At 71.2% G+C, this 19,397-nt stretch carries 15 protein-coding genes and 1 tRNA gene; 3 read left to right on the plus strand and 13 right to left on the minus strand.

Features of this window, described 5'->3' with window-relative positions; all coding sequences use genetic code 11:
- Nucleotides 1–120: 120 nt before the first annotated feature.
- A tRNA-Asn gene (locus tag Plo01_RS37825) sits at nt 121–193 on the minus strand.
- Nucleotides 194–383: 190 nt separating this feature from the next.
- Between Plo01_RS37825 and Plo01_RS37830 the strand changes: the two genes are divergently transcribed.
- Nucleotides 384–662, plus strand: coding sequence for a YtxH domain-containing protein (locus Plo01_RS37830; protein ID WP_203895612.1), 279 nt, complete (start codon nt 384–386; stop codon nt 660–662).
- Between the two features lie 190 nt (nt 663–852).
- On the opposite strand, the gene Plo01_RS37835 is transcribed toward Plo01_RS37830, so the two are convergent.
- The 5 genes from Plo01_RS37835 to Plo01_RS37855 form a co-directional block, all read right to left on the minus strand.
- Nucleotides 853–1,314 (minus strand): hypothetical protein, encoded by a 462-nt coding sequence (locus tag Plo01_RS37835; protein WP_203895613.1) that lies wholly within the window; start codon nt 1,312–1,314, stop codon nt 853–855.
- A gap of 23 nt (nt 1,315–1,337) precedes the next feature.
- Nucleotides 1,338–2,666: an MGH1-like glycoside hydrolase domain-containing protein gene (locus Plo01_RS37840; RefSeq protein ID WP_203895614.1), complete on the minus strand. Its 1,329-nt coding sequence runs from the start codon at nt 2,664–2,666 to the stop codon at nt 1,338–1,340.
- A 24-nt stretch (nt 2,667–2,690) separates the two neighbouring features.
- Entirely contained in the window at nt 2,691–3,899 is a 1,209-nt protein-coding gene (efeB, locus tag Plo01_RS37845; protein ID WP_203895615.1) for an iron uptake transporter deferrochelatase/peroxidase subunit, read from the minus strand.
- 59 nt (nt 3,900–3,958) lie between these two features.
- Complete coding sequence (gene efeO / locus Plo01_RS37850) at nt 3,959–5,143, minus strand: iron uptake system protein EfeO (RefSeq protein ID WP_203895616.1); 1,185 nt, start codon at nt 5,141–5,143, stop codon at nt 3,959–3,961.
- Between the two features lie 91 nt (nt 5,144–5,234).
- Nucleotides 5,235–6,014, minus strand: a complete 780-nt coding sequence (locus Plo01_RS37855; RefSeq protein WP_203895617.1) for a TetR/AcrR family transcriptional regulator — start codon at nt 6,012–6,014, stop codon at nt 5,235–5,237.
- A 124-nt stretch (nt 6,015–6,138) separates the two neighbouring features.
- Between Plo01_RS37855 and surE the strand changes: the two genes are divergently transcribed.
- Nucleotides 6,139–7,173: a 5'/3'-nucleotidase SurE gene (surE, locus tag Plo01_RS37860; protein ID WP_203895618.1), complete on the plus strand. Its 1,035-nt coding sequence runs from the start codon at nt 6,139–6,141 to the stop codon at nt 7,171–7,173.
- A 93-nt stretch (nt 7,174–7,266) separates the two neighbouring features.
- Here the strand turns inward: surE and rpoD are convergent, their stop codons facing one another.
- Nucleotides 7,267–8,370 carry an RNA polymerase sigma factor RpoD gene (gene rpoD / locus Plo01_RS37865; RefSeq protein WP_373871762.1) on the minus strand — a complete coding sequence of 368 codons (1,104 nt, stop codon included), beginning with the start codon at nt 8,368–8,370 and terminating at the stop codon, nt 7,267–7,269.
- A gap of 185 nt (nt 8,371–8,555) precedes the next feature.
- Complete coding sequence (dnaG, locus tag Plo01_RS37870; RefSeq protein ID WP_203895619.1) at nt 8,556–10,403, minus strand: DNA primase; 1,848 nt, start codon at nt 10,401–10,403, stop codon at nt 8,556–8,558.
- 182 nt (nt 10,404–10,585) lie between these two features.
- Between dnaG and Plo01_RS37875 the strand changes: the two genes are divergently transcribed.
- The gene (locus tag Plo01_RS37875) at nt 10,586–11,431 is read left to right on the plus strand and encodes a M23 family metallopeptidase (RefSeq protein ID WP_239317855.1); all 846 of its coding nucleotides are present in this window, start codon (nt 10,586–10,588) and stop codon (nt 11,429–11,431) included.
- Between the two features lie 98 nt (nt 11,432–11,529).
- On the opposite strand, the gene Plo01_RS37880 is transcribed toward Plo01_RS37875, so the two are convergent.
- The 5 genes from Plo01_RS37880 to Plo01_RS37900 form a co-directional block, all read right to left on the minus strand.
- Nucleotides 11,530–12,762: a deoxyguanosinetriphosphate triphosphohydrolase gene (locus tag Plo01_RS37880; protein ID WP_203895620.1), complete on the minus strand. Its 1,233-nt coding sequence runs from the start codon at nt 12,760–12,762 to the stop codon at nt 11,530–11,532.
- Nucleotides 12,763–12,951: 189 nt separating this feature from the next.
- Complete coding sequence (ppdK, locus tag Plo01_RS37885) at nt 12,952–15,597, minus strand: pyruvate, phosphate dikinase (RefSeq protein WP_203895621.1); 2,646 nt, start codon at nt 15,595–15,597, stop codon at nt 12,952–12,954.
- Between the two features lie 409 nt (nt 15,598–16,006).
- A complete protein-coding gene (locus Plo01_RS37890) occupies nt 16,007–17,392 on the minus strand; it encodes a glycine--tRNA ligase (protein WP_203895622.1) in 1,386 nt (461 codons plus the stop codon).
- 198 nt (nt 17,393–17,590) lie between these two features.
- Entirely contained in the window at nt 17,591–17,869 is a 279-nt protein-coding gene (locus tag Plo01_RS37895; RefSeq protein ID WP_203895623.1) for an antibiotic biosynthesis monooxygenase family protein, read from the minus strand.
- A gap of 45 nt (nt 17,870–17,914) precedes the next feature.
- On the minus strand, nt 17,915–19,177 hold the full coding sequence (locus tag Plo01_RS37900; protein WP_203895624.1) for a BtrH N-terminal domain-containing protein: 1,263 nt from the start codon (nt 19,175–19,177) through the stop codon (nt 17,915–17,917).
- Nucleotides 19,178–19,397: the final 220 nt, after the last annotated feature.

Below are 19,397 nucleotides of genomic sequence, written 5' to 3' on the forward strand. Positions count from 1 at the left end.
CCGTCTTCGGCGACGGTGACCCGAACCGGGGAGGGGCCCGTGGCTCCTCGGAACGACTCAGGCCCCCTACCTTCGATCGAGGTAGAGGGCCTGAGCTATGCGTTCCTAAGTTTTACCAAGCTCCCGCGATAGGACTCGAACCTATAACCTGCCGGTTAACAGCCGGCTGCTCTGCCGATTGAGCTACACGGGATCGTGCTTGCCCCGCCTGACCGGGGATTTCTCCCCGCTCCCTGCGGCGCATGAATAGATTAGCGCACTCTGAGAGTCCGTGTCGCATCGGAGACTCCGGGGTAGGTCCGAACCGAAGACCCGGGAGAGAGCGGAGAGGAATCGCGATCCGTGGGTAGGGTCCGGCCTGAGCACGCCTGTGGGAGGTAGAGATGTACCGAGTAATGTTCTGTGCGGGCCTGGCGGTGGGCTACGTCCTGGGAAGCCGAGCCGGCCGGGAGCGCTACGAGCAGATCAAGCGGATGGCCCAGCGGGTCACCGACAACCCGTCCGTGCAGGAGGCCGCCGGTCTGGTCGGCGCGCAGGTCTCCCGGGTGACCACGATGGCCAAGGAGCAGGTGGCCAGCCACCTGCCCGGCTCCCACGGGTCGCAGCACGACGAGAGCGGCACCGGCTGGCCGGACGAGGTGAAGACGGCCTCGCCCTACTGAGGCGATGACGTCACCCCACCGGTGAGAGAACGGCCTCGCCCGCTGACGCCGGGTGAGGCCGTTCGCCCGGGAGCTCGGGATCCCCAGATCGCTCACGGGCTCCGGGTTGTCCACATCACTCACGGTTCGGGGACCCTCAGAGCGCTCGCGGACTCGGGGACCCTCAGAGCGCTCACGGGCTCGGGCTCCCTCAGACGCCGAAACTCCGGCGGACCCCCTCCAACGCCTGCTCGGCCAGCGCCCGCAGGCCGGGATCCCCGGGATCGAGCCCCTCGTCGAAGACGAACTCCCACACCGTCCGGTCGTCCTCCGCCCGCCGGGCCACCAGCCGCACTCCCCCGCGCACGTCCAGCGGGACGTACTGGCTGACCAGGATCGAGGCGGTCACCCTCTCCCGCACGGCCTCCGGCACCCGGCCCGGCTCGGGCAGCAGGGCCCGGTGCGTCCGCCCGTCCGTGGTCACGACCGTCAGCCCCTCCTCGTCCCACACGCCGCGGTCCACCTGGAACCACGGGAGCCTGGTCCCGCCGAGGTAGAGCGCGCGGTCGGTGGCGATCACATGGCCGTCGGGGCCCTTGGCGTGGGTCAGCACCCGGTCGGCGGGGTCCACGGCTGCGCGGACCTCGGCGGGCGTGCGGTTGAAGAGCTTCACCCCTCCACGCTACTCACACCCGCTCATGCTCCCCCGCCCGCCGCCTCCTCGGTCTCCGCGAGCTCGGCCTCCGCGAGCAGGTCGAGGGTGAGCGCCGCCGACCAGGAGAAGTCCCGGCCGCCCCGGCCGCTGCCGTCGAAGGGGTCGAAGCACTCGCGGAAGCCCGCCTGCCGTACCAGGCGGAGGGTGGCCGTGCCCAGCTGCCGGACCAGGTCCGCCCGGCCGTGTACGGCGGCCGCCCGGCGCAGCAGCCAGTTGGTGTTCACCCACGACGGGCCCCGCCAGTACCGGGAGCGGTCGAACTGGGGCGCCCGGATCTCGCAGCTGGGCACCGGGTATCCGGCCGCGCCCATGAAACGGGGCGACTCCAGCGTGTCCAGCAGCTCGTCCACCCGGTCGCCGGGCAGGCCGGGGTCGAGCAGCGGCCCGAAACCGCCGATCGTGCGGATCGGGATCAGCCGGTCGCCGCGCAGGTCGCGGGCGTGGAACAGGCCGTCGGCCCAGAGGCGGTCCAGCAGCGCCGCACGGATCCGCGCGGCCGCCTCCTCGTGCTGCCGGGGGTCGTCCCCGGCCGCCGCGGCCAGCTCGGCCAGCGCGTGGCAGGAGGCCAGCCAGATCCCGTTGAACATCGGGTCCTCGACCGCGAACGGGTGGTCCAGGCGCAGGTAGGACCCGTCGTAGCCGGAGTCGCGGTAGCGCAGCGCCAGCCAGACGTAGCGGTCGTGGTGGCTGTCGGGGTGCCGCTCGGGGAGCTCCTCGCGCCGGTAGGCGTAGCGGACCGTGGGCAGCGCCTCCAGCGGCTCGTCCCACGCGGGGCTGTCGTCCATCCCGGACTCCCACGGGTGCACGATCGCGGCCAGCCCCGCGCCGCCCAGGTCCCTGGTCGTGGCGAGGTAGTCGTGCTGGGCCACCAGCATCGGGTAGACCCGCCGGACGAGGGCGGCGGCCTCGGCGCGGTCCACCGCGTACCGCCACACCTGCCACAGGGCCAGGGCGTGCAGGGGCGGCTGGGTCAGTCCCGAGGTGAGCACGTCATTGGGGGCCGCCGGATGGTCGTGGGAGCGCCAGACGGACGGGCCGGGGAAGTACGCCTCGGCGTGGGCGGGGTGGAAGACGATGTGCGGCACCATGCCGGTGCGCCACTGCCCGGACAGCAGGCTGAGCAGTTCGGCTGCGGCCCTGCGGGTGTCCCGGCGGGCCACCCCGATGGTCACGAAGGCGGAGTCCCAGCTCCACTGGTGCGGGTAGAGGCCGGGTGCGGGCACGGTGGCGGACCCCGTCCGGTTCGCGTCGAGCACGGACCACGCCTCGCGCCCGAGCGCGGCGTCGTCTACGGCCGGCCGCGCTTCCATCTGCCCAGTCTGCGCCGTTATCCGCTAAGAAAACAGGGTCTCGCCCCAGAAGGATCCCGGCGTCACTCCGCCGGGGCAGGCCCAGATGCCCGATCCGACGTGCTGGATGTACTCGTTGAGCGGGTCCCGGGCGGCCAGCGCCCGCTGGATGGGGATGAACCCCTTCTCCGGGTCGCGCTGGTAGGCCAGGAAGAACAGGCCCGCCTCCAGCCGCCCCAGGCCGTCGCTGCCGTCTGTGAAGGAGTAGCCCCGCCGCAGGATCGTCGCCCCGCCCAGCGAGTCGGGATGGGCCAGCCGGACGTGGGCGTCGGCGGGGAGCTTGTCCAGCGGGACCGGATCGTGCTCGCGGGCGGCGCCGTACGGCGCGCCCTCCCGCTTGGTCCGGCCGAAGATGTCCTCCTGCTCCTTCAGGGAGGTGCGGTCCCACGTCTCGATGTGCATCCGGATCCGCCGGGCCACCAGGTAGGACCCGCCGCGCAGCCACTCGGGCCCCTCCCCGCCCACCCAGACGTGGGCGTCCAGCGCGGCCCGGTCGGTCCCGGCGATGTTGCGGGTCCCGTCCTTGAAGCCCATCAGGTTGCGCGGGGTCTGCGCCTGCGGCGTGGTCGAGGACGTCTTGCCGAAGCCGAGCTGGGACCATCGCACCGAGGCCGTGCCGAAGGCGATCCGCGCGAGGTTCCGTACGGCGTGCACGGCGACCTGCGGGTCGTCGGCGCACGCCTGCACGCAGATGTCGCCGCCGCTGCGGGCCGGGTCGAGCTTGTCGGCGGGGAAGCGCGGCAGCTCCTTCAGCCGGTCGGGCGCGGGCAGTCCGAGCCGCTCGAAGAAGGAGGGGCCGAAGCCGACCGTCAGCGTGAGCCGCGAGGCGGGCAGTTCGAGGGCTTCTCCGGTGTCGTCCGGCGGAGCCAGCTCCGCCCCGGTCGCCCCGCCTCCGATTTCCTGCCCCGCGGTCATCCGCACGGCCGCCGCGGTCCACTCGCGCATCAGCTCCGCCGCCTTCGCGGGCGAGTCTGTGCCGAGGTCGAAGGCGGCGAAGTGCAGCCGGTCCTGGACGGGCGTGGCGATACCGGCCTGGTGCGGGCCGTGGAACGGGATCGGGCCGCCCGGGGCGTCCGCGTGGACCGGCCCGGTCTCGGCGAGCTTCGCCATACCGGCGCCGGCGCCGACGGCGACCCCGGCGCCCACCGCCAGTCCCGCCCCGGTCAGGAGCCTGCGACGGCTGAGGTCGGCCATGTTCCCCTCCTCGTTCCTCCTCCCGGCCGCGGGTCCCGCCGCCGGGCCCGTGGCGCGGATCAGCCCGCGACGACCGCGGCCAGGCCGGACAGCGGCTCGGCCAGCGCGTTGACCGCGTCGGCGAGCTCCTTGACCTGTTCCTTGGACAGCTCCGTGTAGGAGACGAATCCGTCGCCCTCGGCGTACTTGCCGAGCAGGGTGTTCAGCTCGGCGAACTCGGCGTCCAGGGTGGTGACCAGCGCGGGGTTCTTCTCCATCACGATCGGGGTGAGGAGCTGGTAGACCTTGAACGCGCCGTCCACGTTGGCCTTGAAGTCCCACAGGTCGGTGTGGGAGAAGGCCTCTTCCTCCCCGGTCACCTTCCCGGTGGCCACCTCGTCGAGGAGTTCCTTGGCGCCGTTGGCCATGGAGCTGGCGGTGATCTCGGCGGTGGGCAGCTTCTTCTTGAGCGCGTCGAGGTCCTCGAGGAGCCGGTCGCCGTACTTCGACTCCTTGCCGAGGGTGCCCGGCGCCTTCCACAGCGCCTTCTCCAGGCGGTGCCAGCCGGTCCACTCGGCGCCCTCCTCCAGGTCGGCCTCGCGCAGGTCGACCTTGGGGTCGATGTCGCCGAAGGCCTCGGCCACCGGCTCGATCCGCTCCCAGCCGACCCGGCTCGGGGCGTAGAGGTCCTTGGCCTTCCCGAGGTCGCCCTTCTCGACCGCGGCGACGAAGTCCTCGGTCTTGGCGATGCTGTCGTCGACCTGCTCGGCGATGTAGGTGCGGTAGTCCTCGACGGCGCGGGTGATGCGCGGGTCGGTCTGGGCGGTCAGCTCGCCGGTGACCGTGATGTCCTGGCGGATGCCGTCACCCTCGTGGTTGGGCTTGCAGGCGACCTGGTAGGCGCCCGCGCCGAGCTCGACGACCAGGTCGGCGGTGGCGCCGGGGGCGATGTTGGCCCGCTCGCTGACCACGGTCTTGTCGGCGCGGAAGACGTAGAGCCAGGTGGGCTCCTTGCCGTTGTTCGTGAGCTTGAAGCTGATCACACCCGCGGGCAGCGCGGTCTTGGCCGGGACGCAGGTGGTGTCGGTGGCCGCGACCTCCACGGTCTCGGTGACCTTCCCGGTCGGCGCGGGCTGCGGCGCGACGGCGGCGCTGCCGCTGCCGCTGGCCGAGCCGCCGTCGGCGCCGTCGTCACCCGAGCCGCACGCGGTGAGGGCGAGGGCGAGCAGACCGCAGGCGGCCGTGGAACGGAGGACGAGGCGCATAGAAGCTCCTGGGTGTCAGTTAGGCATCCCTAACCTAGCTTTCCCCAACCTATGATCGTCAACAACCTCCGATCGCCGGCCCGGGCCGCTTTCAGGTCGCCGTGGTACGGGCCACCGCGTGGTAGAGCAGATCGACGAGCTGGTCCTCGTACCCGGGGTCGTCCACGGCCTTGCCGCTCGTCACCCGGAGGAAGACCGAGCCGACCAGCAGTTCGAACACGGCCTCGTGGTCGACGCCGGGCCGCAGGTCGCCCCGGGCGGCGGCGGCCTCGAGGGTCTTGGCGAAGTGCCTCCTCCGCGGCCCGACCAGGTGCGCGCGGAAGTCGTCCGCCGCGGACCCGCCCCGCCGTCCGCCCCCGCCCTCGACCCCGTCACCGTCGCTGTCCCCGTCCCCGTCCCTGTCGCTGTCGCTGTCACGTGAATCGCCGCCCGCCCGCGATCGCCTCTCGTCCTGCATGTCTCCCAGGAGCCCGGGGAACGCCGCGGCGATCTCCGGGCGGCCGAACCGGGCGAGCACGGCCCGCGTCCAGGCCCGCAGGTCTTCGCGGAGATCCCCGCAGTCGCGCAGCGCCGTGGAGTCGGAGTGCGCGAACAGCGCGTACGCCACGATCTCGGCCTTGGACTTCCAGCGCCGGTAGATCGCGGGCCTGCTCACCCCGGAGCGCCGGGCGACGGCCTCGATGGTCGTCTGCCGGTAGCCCGCCTCCAGCAGCGACTCGATCGTGGCGCGCGTGACCCGCTCCTCGATCCCGGGGTCGCGCGGGCGCCCCTTGACGGCCTCCGGGCGCCCGATTCCCGGCCGTCCGCTCCCCGGCGGCCCGTCCTCCGGCGGGCCGTTCTCCGATCGCCCATTGACAGGAGCCTCGCTCACTTCGACACTGCCTCCATATACGTTCCGTTCTGTAACGTAACGAAAAGGTCCTCCCGTGCCGCAGGCGCGACGGCACGGGCCGGCCCGGCAGGCGACTCCCCCCAGGATCCCCAAGGAGGCCAGCGTGGCCACGCTACGCAACTTCACTCGCGTCCTCACCCCCCTGATGCCGCTCGTCCTCGCCGGATCGCTCGGCTCCGCCGTCCCGGCCGCCGCCCAGAGCCCGTCCCCCGCGGCCCCCGTCCCGCCCGTCACCGCCTCGCCCGTCACCGCCTCGCCCGTCACCGCCTCGCCCTCCAGCGGCGATCCCCACTCCGCCGGCGCCGCTTCGCCCGCCTCCCGGTCGCGCACCCGCGAGCCCCTGCGCATCCTCCTCACCAACGACGACGGCTACGCCTTCCCCTTCATCCAGGCGCTGCGGCAGGCGCTGATCGCGGCCGGGCACGAGGTCACGGTCGTCGCCCCCCTCACCGACTCCAGCGGCACCGGGACGGCCGTCAACACCAGGTTCGGCACGACCATCACGGCCCGGCAGGAGTCTGCCGGCGTCTGGTCCGTGGCGGGCAGCCCGGGCGACGCGGTCTCCTTCGCCCTCCAGAGGGTATACGGCGACGCTCCGCCCGACCTCGTCGTCTCCGGCCCCAACGCGGGCCAGAACATCGCCGCCGTGACCAACCACTCCGGCACCGTCGGCGCCGCCGTCATGGCCATCGAGAAGGGCGTCCCGGCCATCGCCTTCAGCACGGCGGTGGACGTCACCACCAGCCCGCCCTCGTTCCCCAGCCTGCGGCAGTCGATCGCCTTCGCCGTGAAGATGATCGATCGGCTGAGGGCGACCGCCCACGACGGCGAACTGCTCCCGGCGCGCACCGCGCTGAACGTCAACTACCCGACCGAGCCCGCCGGCCGGGTCTCCTTCGCCCGCCTGGGCACCTCGTCCTTCGTCTCCACGGCCTACGCCCCCGCGCCGGACGTCTGCGCCGACTGCTTCCGCGTCCTGCCCGTCCTGAGCACCGCCCCGGACCCGGTCCGCGACTCCGACCACAACCTCCTGACCGCCGGCCACGTCACGGTCACCCCGCTGGACGGCAGCTGGGAGGCCCTCGACCCGGCCGTCACCGCCCGCCTCAAGCTCCGTCTGCGGTCCCTCACTCCGTGACGGTCCCCCGCTCCGATCGCCGCTCAACGCCGATGGCCCGGGAATCTCCCGGGCCATCGGCGTGAGCTGCGTCCCGTCACAGCGGGTGCGGCCTCAGTCGAGATAGTCGCGCAGCATCTGCGCCCTGGTCGGGTGGCGGAGCTTCGCCAGCGTCTTGGACTCGATCTGGCGGATGCGCTCACGCGTCACGCCGAACTCCCGGCCGACCTCCTCCAGCGTCCGGGGGTGACCGTCGGCCAGGCCGAAGCGCAGCTGGATGATGCGCTGCTCCCGTTCCGACAGCGTGGCGAGGATCTCGTCGAGCTGATCCTGCAGCATGATGAAGGCCGCCGCCTCCATCGGCACGACCGCGTCGGCGTCCTCGATGAAGTCACCGAGGTCGGAGTCTTCCTCGCCGATGGGCGACTGGAGGGAGACCGGCTCCTGGGCGATGCGCTGGATCTCGATCACCCGGTCGATCGGCAGGTCCATCTCCATGGCGATCTCCTCGGGCGCCGGCTCGCGGCCGAGGTCCTGGTGGAGCTGGCGCTGGACCCGGACCAGTTTGTTGATCGTCTCCACCATGTGCACCGGAATGCGGATGGTGCGGGCCTGGTCGGCGATGGCACGGGTGATCGCCTGGCGAATCCACCACGTGGCATAAGTGGAGAACTTGTAACCCTTGGTGTAGTCGAATTTCTCAACCGCCCGGATGAGGCCCAGGTTGCCCTCCTGGATCAAGTCCAAGAACAACATCCCGCGTCCCACATAACGCTTGGCTATCGAGACGACCAGCCGGAGATTGGCCTCGATGAGCCGTTGTTTCGCGCGCGTCCCCTCCCAGGCCAGCTCGGCCAGCTCGGGGAAGGCCAGCCGCGAGGCGACGCTCGTCAGCTTGTCCTCCGCGAACAGTCCCGCCTCGATGGCCTTGGCGAGCTCCACCTCCTCCTCGGCGGTGAGAAGGGGCACCCGCCCGATCTCCCGCAGATAGATGCGGACCAGGTCACTGGTCGGGGCCCGCTTACCGGCGTCTTCCTCATCGGACTTGGCGGTCTCCTCGTCGCCCTGCGGCTCGAGGACCTCCACTCCGTTCTCGGCGAGCATGCGAACGACGCGTTCGAGCGCGTCGGACGGCAGCTCGGATTTGTCGAGAGCGGCGGCCACGTCATCGACGGTGACGCTTCCGCGCTCCCTTCCTTTCGCGACGAGGTCGGCCACCTGGTCTACCGAAGGCGGCCCACTTGGCAGCACCGATGCACCCACGGGACACAGTCTGCTGTATTTGTCACCCAAAACGGCAGACCTATTTTTGTCACCGGAGGTAAGGCGTGGATCATTATCAAAACGAGATCTTATAAAGGTTTGGCCGAATACGATTCAGGAAATTAAAGCTGATTGCGTGATCAGCTTCCCGCCGCGCGCTCCTTCAGCGTGCGCCGCTGCCGTTCCAGTTCGAACAGCTCGGCGAACAGGCGGTTGTACTCCTCGGGGGACTCGCTCGCGCCGGCCCGCTCCAGCCGCGACTTCAGCTGCTCGATCGCCCGGTTCACCGAGACCAGTTCCAGCGCGGCGAGCATGGCCGCGGCGTACCGCTCCTCGGTCGCGAGGTCCACCCGCAGTTCCTCGACCGCGAAACGGGTGACCATCCCCCGCAGGCCCTCGCCCGCGACGGCGACCAGGCGGTCCACCCACGCGCGCCCGCCGTCCTCGGCCGTCGCGGCGCCGCCCGCCTCGGAGATCAGCTTGTAGAGGGCGACGTGCTCGGGGAGGGTGAACGCCTCGGTCCCGATCGCGTCGAACCGCGCCCCGAGCAGCGCCGGGCGCTGCACGGCGAGCTTGAGGATCTCGGCCTCGGTGCGGACCCCGGGATCGGTGAGCTCGGCGACCCGCCGGGGGCCGGCGGGCTGGGTCTGGCGGGCGGCCGTGCCGGCGATCTCGGCGATCCGCTCCATGACGAACCGCTCGTTGTTGAACCCGAGCCAGCGGTCCAGGTCCACGGCGTACAGCTGGCGCAGCGCCCGGTCCTTGATGCCGGCCACGATCGGCGCGGCGGCGTCCAGCGCCGACAGCCGCCCCTCGTTGGTGCTCACGTCGTAGCGGGAGATGACGCTGCGGATCGCGAACGCGAACAGCGGCTCCTTGCTCGCGATCAGATCGCGCACCGCCGCGTCGCCGTGGCCGACCCTCAGGTCGCAGGGGTCGAGGCCGGAGGGCTGCACCGCCACGTAGGTCTGGGTGACGAACTTCTGCTCGTCGGCGAAGGCGCGCAGCGCCGCCTTCTGCCCGGCCGCGTCGCCGTCGAAGGTGAAGACCACCTCGCCCTGGGAGCCGGACTGGTCCAGCAGCAGCCGGCGCAGCACCTTGATGTGCTCGGCGCCGAACGCCGTGCCGCAGGTGGCCACGGCCGTCGGAACGCCCGCCAGGTGGCAGGCCATCACGTCGGTGTAGCCCTCGACGATCACCGCCTGGGAGCGCTTGGAGATCTCCCGCTTGGCCAGGTCGACGCCGTACAGGACCTCGCTCTTCTTGTAGAGCGGGCTCTCCGGGGTGTTGAGGTACTTCGGCCCCTCCTCGGCGTCGTTCAGCTTCCGCGCACCGAAACCGATCACGTCGCCGGTGATGTCGCGGATCGGCCAGACCAGCCGCCCCCGGAACCGGTCGATCGGCCCCCGGCGGCCCTCCTTGGCCAGGCCGCCCTTGACCAGCTCGGCCGCGGTGAACCCGCGCCCCATGAGGTGCCGGGAGAGCGCTTCCCACTCGGCGGGCGCGTAGCCCACCCCGAAACGCTCGGCGTCGGCCCGCTCGAACCCGCGCTCGGCCAGGAACCGCCGTCCCGGCGCGGCCTCCGGATCGGTCAGCTTGGCGGCGTAGAACTCCGCCGCGGCCCGGTGCGCCTCGATCAGTCTGCTGCGCTCGCCCTGCTCCCGCCCGGGGACGTAGCCGCCCTGCTCGTAGCGGAGCCGGATCCCGGCGCGGTTGGCCAGCCGCTCCACGGCCTCGCCGAACGACAGGTGCTCCAGCCGGCGGATGAAGGTGATGACGTCGCCGCCCTCGGCGCAGCCGAAGCAGTACCAGTAACCCCGGGCGGGGGTGACGTTGAAGGACGGGGTCTTCTCCTCGTGGAAGGGGCACAGCCCCTTCAGGTTTCCGCCCCCGGCGTTGCGGAGCTGGATGTGCTCGCCCACCACGTCGGCGATCGGTGAGCGCTCTCGCACGAGCGCGATGTCGTCGTCACTGATCCGGCCTGCCACGCCGTGAGTCTAATCCCGTCCCCCGACACACCCACCCGTTCCCCGTCCCAGGTCGACGCAGAACTACTTGGCCGAACCGGTCGTGACCGGCGAGGAGGTCGGATACAAAGGTAAAGGCGGATTATCGATACCTTATGCGGGTGGACACCATGCGATCGGGGCATATAACACGGTTGGCCACCGTGACCGGGGCCATCCTGGTCACGGGAGCGTGCGCGTCGCCCGGAGGGGTGGCCGGCATCAGCACGCAGCCCCCCGCCTCCGCCGAGGCGGCCGCGGCCCAGGGCTCGATCACCGCGACGCTCCCGGCCCCGACCCCGACCCCCGCCGCCCAGGCGCCGGTGAAGATCCCCAAGGGGGACGCCCCGGTCCTGGTGCCGCCCCCGAAGGTCTCGGAGTTCACCTACGCCTTCCCGGTGAAGGGCTGCCGGGTCTCCTACCAGAGCAAGCTGCTGGTGCTGCCCAAGACCACGATCTGGACGGCCAGGGGATGCGCCTTCGTCTCCCCGATCAGCGGCGTGGTCCACGAGGTCAACACCAAGAACCGATGGGCGCCGTCCACCGACAGGGGCCAGGACCGCGAGGGCCGCTTCGTCACGGTCCTCGGCGACGACGGCGTGCTCTACCTCGGCGGCCACCTCGACGCGGTCGAGCCCGGGATCGGACCGGGCGTGCGGGTCGGCGCCGGCCAGACCCTCGGCCGGATCGGCAACTCGGGCAACGCCCGGGACACCGCCAGCAACCTCTACTTCGCGATCTCCTGGAAGACCCAGCCCTCCCTGTGGTGGGTACGGCGCGGCATGGTCGAGCCGTGGGACTACCTGAGCGCCTGGCTGCACGGCAACCACACGCTCTCCCCGGCGGCGGAGACGCGGGCCGTCATGGGGCGGACGGGGGCGACGCCCCGGTGCGCGATCCTGTGCAAGCCCAGGTCCATGCCCAAGCCCACCGAGCGGCCGGACGGGCCGGGCACCCCGGACGGCAGGGAGATGGTCGTCGGAGACCCGAGCCCCCTCACCGGCCAGTGAAGGGGCCTGCCGGTGAAGACCCCGCACCGGCCCGTGAAGACCCGGCGGTGAAGACCCCGCACCGGCCGTGAGCCCTCTCAGCGCCCTCTCGCCGGCCCTCAGCGGCCGGTGAGGCGCTCGTGCCAGGTCACCGCCGAGGTGTCGGTGAGCGAGGCGATCTGGTCGATCACCACCCGGAGCCGTCCGGCGTCGTCGCCCGCCCGGGTGAAGGCGAGCTGGAGCGCGGGCTCCAGCGTGCCGGGGGCGCCCCGCATGATCAGGTCCGCCAGGTCGCGGATGAGCTCCCGCTGCCGGGCCTGGTTGGCGTTGTGCTCCTCCCGGGTCATCACGTAGTGGGCGGTGACCCCCTTGAGCACCGCGCACTCCAGCCGGACGTTCCGGGGCACGACCAGCTCGGCCTCGTAGCGCCCGGCGTCGGCGCCGTACGCCTCCCTGGTGGCGGCCTCGGCGGCCCGGCAGAGACGGCCGATGAGGATGCTGGTCAGGTGCTTGAGCGCGGCGAGATCGGCGTGGGAGCCGTCGAAGCGGCGGGGCCAGAACGGCTCGGCGACGAGGCGGGTGAAGATCTCCTCCAGCTCGCCGGGCCTGGCGTCCCGGGCGTACCACGTGCGGGTGGTCGCGCACACGTCGCGGCGCTCGGCGGGGTCGCGCAGCGCCTTGAGCTCGACGTCCCCGGAGTGCAGGGCGTCCTCCAGATCGTGCACGGAGTAGGCGACATCGTCGGCCCAGTCCATGATCTGCGCCTCGAAGCTGACGCGCCCCTCGGGGGCGCCCTCCCTGATCCAGGTGAAGGCCGGCAGGTCGTCGGCGTACGCGCAGTACTTCGGGCCGGCCGCGGCGGTCCACGGGTATTTGATCGCGGCGTCCAGGGAGGCGCGGGTCAGGTTCAGCCCGGCGCTGCGGCCGTCCTCGGTGAGGACCTTGGCCTCCAGGCGGGTCAGCAGGCGCAGGCTCTGCGCGTTGCCCTCGAACCCGCCGCACGCGGCGGCCAGCTCGTTCAGCGCGACCTCGCCGTTGTGCCCGAACGGCGGGTGCCCGAGGTCGTGGGCCAGGCAGGCGGTCTCCACCAGGTCGGGGTCGCGGCCCAGGACCTCGCCCATCTCCCGGCCGATCTGCGCGCACTCCAGCGAGTGGGTCAGCCGGGTGCGCGGGACGTGCTGGCCGCTGCCGAGCGTCTCCCCCGGCCCGACCACCTGCGTCTTGGCCGCCAGCCGCCGCAGCCCGGCGCTGTGCAGCACCCGCGCCCGGTCGCGTTCGAACGGGCTTCGCTCCGGGTTGCCGGGCGGTTCCGGCACCCATCTGGCCTGGGCGCGATCATCGTAACGATGCATGAGTGCAGTGAGTTTATCCCCGATGAGAACGATCCATGCCGAACGGTCGGCAAACTCTGGGAGAGCAGCGGAACACCCACCCCCGGAGTCAGCGCGGCCCGCCCCGGGTGAACGGGGCGGGCCGGCGTCCCCGGAATCGGCGCGGACCGCGTGGCGTCGAATCGGCGCGGGCGGCCGTTCCCTGATCGATCAGCGCGTGTCGGAGCCCCCGCCCTTCAGGGCCGCGCGGCCGGCCTCCAGGCGGGCGACCGGGATGCGGAACGGCGAGCAGGAGACGTAGTCCAGGCCGGCCTCGTGGCAGAAGTGGATCGACTCCGGGTCGCCGCCGTGCTCGCCGCAGATGCCGAGCTTGAGGTCGGGGCGGGTGCGGCGGCCCTCCTCGGCGGCGAGCCGTACCAGCCTGCCCACGCCGTCGCGGTCCAGCGTCTCGAACGGGGAGACGCCGAAGACGCCCAGGTCCAGGTAGCGCGAGAAGAAGGCCGCCTCGACGTCGTCGCGGGAGAAGCCCCAGGTCATCTGGGTGAGGTCGTTGGTGCCGAAGGAGAAGAACTCGGCGGCCTCGGCGATCTGCCCGGCGGTCAGCGCGGCGCGCGGCACCTCGATCATGGTGCCGACCAGCGCCTCGACCCCGACCTCGGCCAGGATCTTGGTCGCCTCGTCCTTGACGTGCTCCAGTTCCTGGACGGCGCCGACGAGCGGGATCATGATCTCGGCGCGGGCCCCGGGAACCTCCTCGGCGGCCTCGGCGATGGCCCGCACCTGCATGGCGAACAGGCCGGGGATGACCAGGCCGAGCCGTACGCCGCGCAGGCCCAGCATGGGGTTCTGCTCGTGCAGGCGCTTGACCGCGGCCAGGAGCCTGCGGTCCTTCTCCTCCGCCCGGTCACCGGCGAGTGCGACCTTCACCGACAGCTCGGTGTAGTCCGGCAGGAACTCGTGGAGCGGCGGGTCGATCAGCCGGATGGTCACCGGCAGGCCGTCCATCGCCTGGAAGATCTCGATGAAGTCCGACTTCTGCAGCGGCTCCAGCGCGGCCAGCGCCCGCTCGCGCTCGTCGTCCGACTCGGCCAGGACCAGGTCCTCGACCAGCTGGCGGCGCTCGCCGAGGAACATGTGCTCGGTACGGCACAGGCCGATGCCCTGGCCGCCGAACCGGCGGGCGCGGGCGGCGTCCTCGGCGTTGTCGGCGTTGGCGCGCACGGCCAGGCGGCGCACGGAGTCGGCGTGGGTCATGACGCGGTGCACGGCCCGCACGAGCTCGTCGCCGGCGTCCCCGTGCGTGCCCTCGAAGTACTCCACGACCGGGGAGGCGACCACGGGCACCTCGCCCAGGAAGACCTCGCCGGTGGAGCCGTCGATGGAGATGACGTCGCCCTCGGCGACCTCGACGCCGCCGGGAGCGGTGAACCTGCGCTCCTTGACGGACACCTCCAGCTCCTCGGCGCCGCAGACGCAGGTCTTGCCCATGCCGCGGGCGACCACGGCGGCGTGGGAGGTCTTGCCGCCGCGCGAGGTGAGGATGCCCCTGGCGGCGATCATGCCGCTGAGGTCGTCGGGGTTGGTCTCGCGGCGGACCAGGATGACGTCCTCGCCCTTGGCGGCGAGCTCCACGGCCCGCTCGGAGGAGAACACGGCCTTGCCCACGGCGGCGCCCGGGGAGGCGTTCATGCCCTTGGCGACGCGCTCGCGCGTCTCGTCCGCGGCGAAGCGCGGGAACATGAGCTGGGCCAGCTGGTCGCCGGTGACGCGGCCGAGCGCCTCGTCGAGGTCGATCAGGCCCTGGTCCACGAGCTGCACGGCGATGCGGAAGGCGGCGCCCGCGGTGCGCTTGCCCACCCGGGTCTGCAGCATCCAGAGCTTGCCGTTCTCGATGGTGAACTCGATGTCGCACAGGTCCCGGTAGTGGTTCTCCAGCTTCTCCATGATCCGCATGAGCTCGGCGTAGGAGTTCTTGTCGATGCCCTCCAGGTCCTGCAGCGACATGGTGTTGCGGATGCCCGCGACCACGTCCTCGCCCTGGGCGTTCTGCAGGTAGTCGCCGTAGACGCCCTGGTGGCCGGTGCCGGGGTCGCGGGTGAAGGCGACGCCGGTGCCGGAGTCCATTCCGCAGTTGCCGAAGACCATCGTGCAGACGTTGACGGCGGTGCCCAGGTCGGCCGGGATGCGCTCCTGGCGGCGGTAGAGGATGGCGCGCGGGGCGTTCCAGGACTCGAAGACGGCCATGATGGCCATGCGCAGCTGCTCGCGCGGGTCGGCGGGGAAGTCGCGGCCGGTCCGGTCACGGACGATGCCCTTGAAGGTCTCGACGAGGCCGCGCAGCTCGGCGGCGTCCAGGTCGAGGTCGCCGCGGCCGTTCTTGAGCTCCTCGAAGGCCTCGTCGAACAGCTCGCCGTCGATGCCCTGGACGGTCTTGCCGAACATCTGGATGAGGCGGCGGTAGGAGTCCCAGGCGAAGCGCTCGTTGCCGCCCGCCTGCTTGGCCAGGCCGTGCACCGACTCGTCGTTGAGACCGATGTTGAGGACGGTCTCCATCATGCCCGGCATGGAGAACTTCGCCCCGGAGCGCACGCTCACCAGCAGGGGGTCGTCGGCCTGGCCCAGCCGGCGGCCCATCCGACCCTCCAGCGCGCCCAGGTGCGTGTCGATCTCCTCCTGCAGACCGGGCGGCAGCGCGCCGTCGGCGAGGAAACGGCGGCAGGCGTCGGTGGTGATGGTGAAGCCCGGAGGGACCGGCAGCCCGAGATTGGTCATCTCGGCCAGGTTGGCCCCCTTACCGCCGAGCAGATCCTTGAGATCTTTGTTGCCCTCGGTGAAGTCGTAAACATACTTGGGCACGGTTGCTCCTTTGCGACTTCAAATGACGTGCGCTTCCGCCTCCCTCCGGACTCTACCGATGAATAACCAACCGAAACGTCACTTACCAGACAGGCAGGGATCTGCGCAGGTCAGAGCCCATCGACCGGTCTAATCCAATTCAAAGTCCATCTAAAGTCGCAGTGATATCGATCATCCGAGGAATTGGTATAAACCAATTGGTTTACACCAATTGCCTCATCATTCAAACACGTTCACGGGAGGTTCAGAGCCCGCTCCCGCCCCCGCCCGGACCCTCGGATCAAGAGCAGTACGGCCCGCACCCCGGATGGCGGAATGCGGGCCGTACGGCGTGCGGACCCTCGGCGGTCGAGGTCCGTCAGTGGTCGAGGTCCCTCAGCGGTCGAGGTCTGTCGGCGGTCGGGACGCGTCAGTCGTTGAGGTGCTGGCGGAGGTAGGACTCCACCTGGTCGAGGGCGACGCGCTGCTGGCTCATCGAGTCACGCTCGCGGACGGTCACGGCGTGGTCCTCAAGGGTGTCGAAGTCGACGGTGACGCAGAACGGCGTGCCGATCTCGTCCTGGCGGCGGTAGCGGCGGCCGATCGCGCCCGCGTCGTCGAACTCGACGTTCCAGCGCTTGCGGAGCCGCGCGGCCAGGTCCTTGGCCTTCGGCGACAGGTCGGCGTTTCGCGACAGCGGGAGCACCGCCACCTTGACCGGCGCGAGGCGGTGGTCGAGACGCATGACCGTGCGCTTCTCCATGACGCCCTTGGCGTTGGGCGCCTCGTCCTCGCTGTAGGCGTCCATCATGAACATGAGCGCGGTGCGGTCGACGCCGGCCGCGGGCTCGATCACGTAGGGGACGTACCGCTCGCCGGTGTCCTGCTCGAAGAAGCTCAGGTCGGTGCCGGAGACCTTCGAGTGCGTGGACAGGTCGTAGTCGGTGCGGTTGGCGATGCCCTCCAGCTCACCCCACTCGCTGCCGGTGAAGTTGAAGCGGTACTCGATGTCGACGGTCCGGGTGGAGTAGTGGGACAGCTTCTCCTTGGGGTGCTCGTAGAGCCGGAGGTTGTCCGGGTTGACGCCCAGGTCGACGTACCAGCGCATGCGCTCGTCGATCCAGTGCTGGTGCCACTCCTCGTCGGTGCCGGGCTTGACGAAGAACTCCATCTCCATCTGCTCGAACTCGCGGGTGCGGAAGATGAAGTTGCCCGGGGTGATCTCGTTGCGGAACGACTTGCCGATCTGGCCGATGCCGAACGGGATCTTCTTGCGCGCCGACTGCTGCACGTTGAGGTAGTTGATGAAGATGCCCTGCGCGGTCTCCGGCCGCAGGTAGGCCAGGCCGGACTCGTCCTCGACCGCGCCGAGGTAGGTCTTCAGCAGGCCGCTGAACTGCTTGGGCGCGGTGAAGGCGCCCTTGGTGCCGCAGTTGGGGCAGGTGATGTCGGCCAGGCCCTCCGCGGGCGGCCTGCCGTGCTTCTCCTCGTAGGCCTCCTCGAGGTGGTCGGCACGGTAGCGCTTGTGGCACGACTGGCACTCGGTGAGGGGGTCGGTGAAGGTCTCCACGTGGCCGCTGGCCTGCCACACCTCACGGGCGAGGATGACGCAGGAGTCCAGGCCGACGATGTCCTCCCGGCCCTGGACCATGGACTTCCACCACTCGCGCTTGACGTTGTTCTTCAGCTCGACGCCCAGCGGCCCGTAGTCCCACGACGCGCGCAGGCCTCCGTAGATCTCGCTGGAGGGGTAGACGAGCCCACGTCGCTTGGCGAGGCTGACGATGGTGTCCATGATGTCCGTACGGCGTGCCATAAGGGAAAATCTCCATCCGGCTGGAGGTCGGCGAGGAATTGGTCGAGAGACCAGCTTAGGGGAGGCCGGGACGAGCGGTCGCGCGCATTCGCCATCCTCCCGCCTTGCCCCCCGGCGGCTGCTTTGCGAACCTCGTTCCGCCCCGCCGCCCCGCCGCCCGCTCGCCGCGTCCGCCCGTCACGGCGGCCCCGGCCCGGGTCAGGGCCGCTCGACGTCCTCGAACGCGCTGGGCTCGTTGATCATCAGCGTCATCAGCGGATACATCGCCATCCGCGCCGCGCCGAGCGCCCTCCGGTAGAAGCCGGCGCCCTCCCACTCGCTGACCAGCGCCCACAGTTCGGGCTCGTCCACCGACCTCGACACCCGGCCGCGCACGTATCCCGGCTGCGCGGCCAGGGTGTCGGCGATCCCGTGTGCCTGAACCAGGAATTCGTCAGTCTGACCCTGCGGCACCGAATAACGGATGAGAGCGAGCATCCGCCCAGCATGCCAGACACTCCTCCGGGCGGATCACGCGGCGCGTCAGGCGACGATCTCCCGGAGCGCGGCGACCGCCTCCGTCTCCGCCCGGTAGATCTCCGCGAGGCGCTCACTCAGGTCGGCGAAGAGAGCCTCGACGTCCTTGACCGGCGGGACGCGGTCCACCTCCGCGCGGAGCTCCCACAGCTCCGCGCTCTCGCCGCCCGCCGTGCCCTCCGAGAGCAGGGACTCGCGGATCGCGGCGGTGAGCTCCCGCATCCGGGCGAACTCCGGGACGTCGTACGGGAACGCCGCCTCGGCCAGGGCGTGCCAGAGGCCGTGGATCCGGCGGAACTCCCCGGCCAGTCCCCCCAGGGGGAGGCCGAGCAGGCCCGCCGCCTCGTCCAGCCCGTCGGCGAACAGGTCGCGGAGGTTCCCGCCGTCCATGCCGACCGGCTCGGCGCCCTCCCACACCGACAGCAGCGCCCCGGCCAGGCCCCGCCCGTCGGCGAACACCTTCGGCCACGCCTTGGCGTTGCGGGTGTCCACGAGCAGCCGCGACCACTTGCGCCAGGCGGGCAGGGAGAACGAGTCGGAGGACGCGCTCAGGTGGGCGGCGGCGTCGCGCAGCCCCTCCCGTACGGCCTCCGCCAGCCGCTCGGGGCCGATCTCCGCGGGCTCCAGGACGTGCGTGATGTTCTTGTAGGACGACACGCGGGCCCTGGCGGCGTCCATCCGCGCGTGCGGGACCCGGATCGGGACCGTCCCCCGGTCGTCGACGAACACGTCCGTCCCGTCGCGCCGGTAGGCGACCACCGGGTGCCCGCCGTAGCCGTCCATGCTCGCCGGGAAGCCCCAGTAGCCGACGTGGTAGCGGTCGGGCAGCACGATGCACGGCCGCCCGGCGTCCAGTTCCCCGGCCAGGAGCTTCGCCGCGCCCTTGGCCCCCGCGGTGGTGTGCGCGGTGAAGGCGACGCCGAGCCGGTCGAGGGTCTTGGCCATCCAGCGGTCGTGGTACTGCCACTGGTTGCTGAAGCCGAGCACGACGTGGCGGCTGTCGTCGTGCTTGAACTCCCACAGGATGTACCCGGCGCCGAGGCCGCCCCCGGCGAGGAAGACGAGCGGCTCGCCGATCGCGGCGCCCCGGTTGGCGAGGACGCCGGCGATGGCCGCGCTGTTGGGATGGCGTCCGCCGTGGAAGGTCCAGGAACCGTCGGCGGGCGTCTCGGGCCGTTCGACGACGTGGCGGCGGGCGGCGGTGTAGCTCTCGCCGGTCTTGGCCATCCGCGCCCGGATCCGGGCCTTGAGCTGCTTCTTGCTGGTCATGGTGACTCCGCGTTCGCGGCATGCGGCCGAGGACAGCCCACGCCTGCCGGTCAGCCTGCCGCGACGTCGGTCGGCACACGGGACCCGCAGTCTTCCGGAGGCACGTACGTCCCCTTTGCCTCCGTGGATCACGGGCAGCGTGGGTACCCGATCAAGGAGGTTCGGCGTCGGAGCTCGCCGTCGCCGATTCTACGTACGCCCCGGCACGGGAACAAGCAGC

Origin of the sequence: Planobispora longispora (assembly GCF_016863135.1) — a bacterium.
Taxonomy (GTDB): domain Bacteria; phylum Actinomycetota; class Actinomycetes; order Streptosporangiales; family Streptosporangiaceae; genus Planobispora; species Planobispora longispora.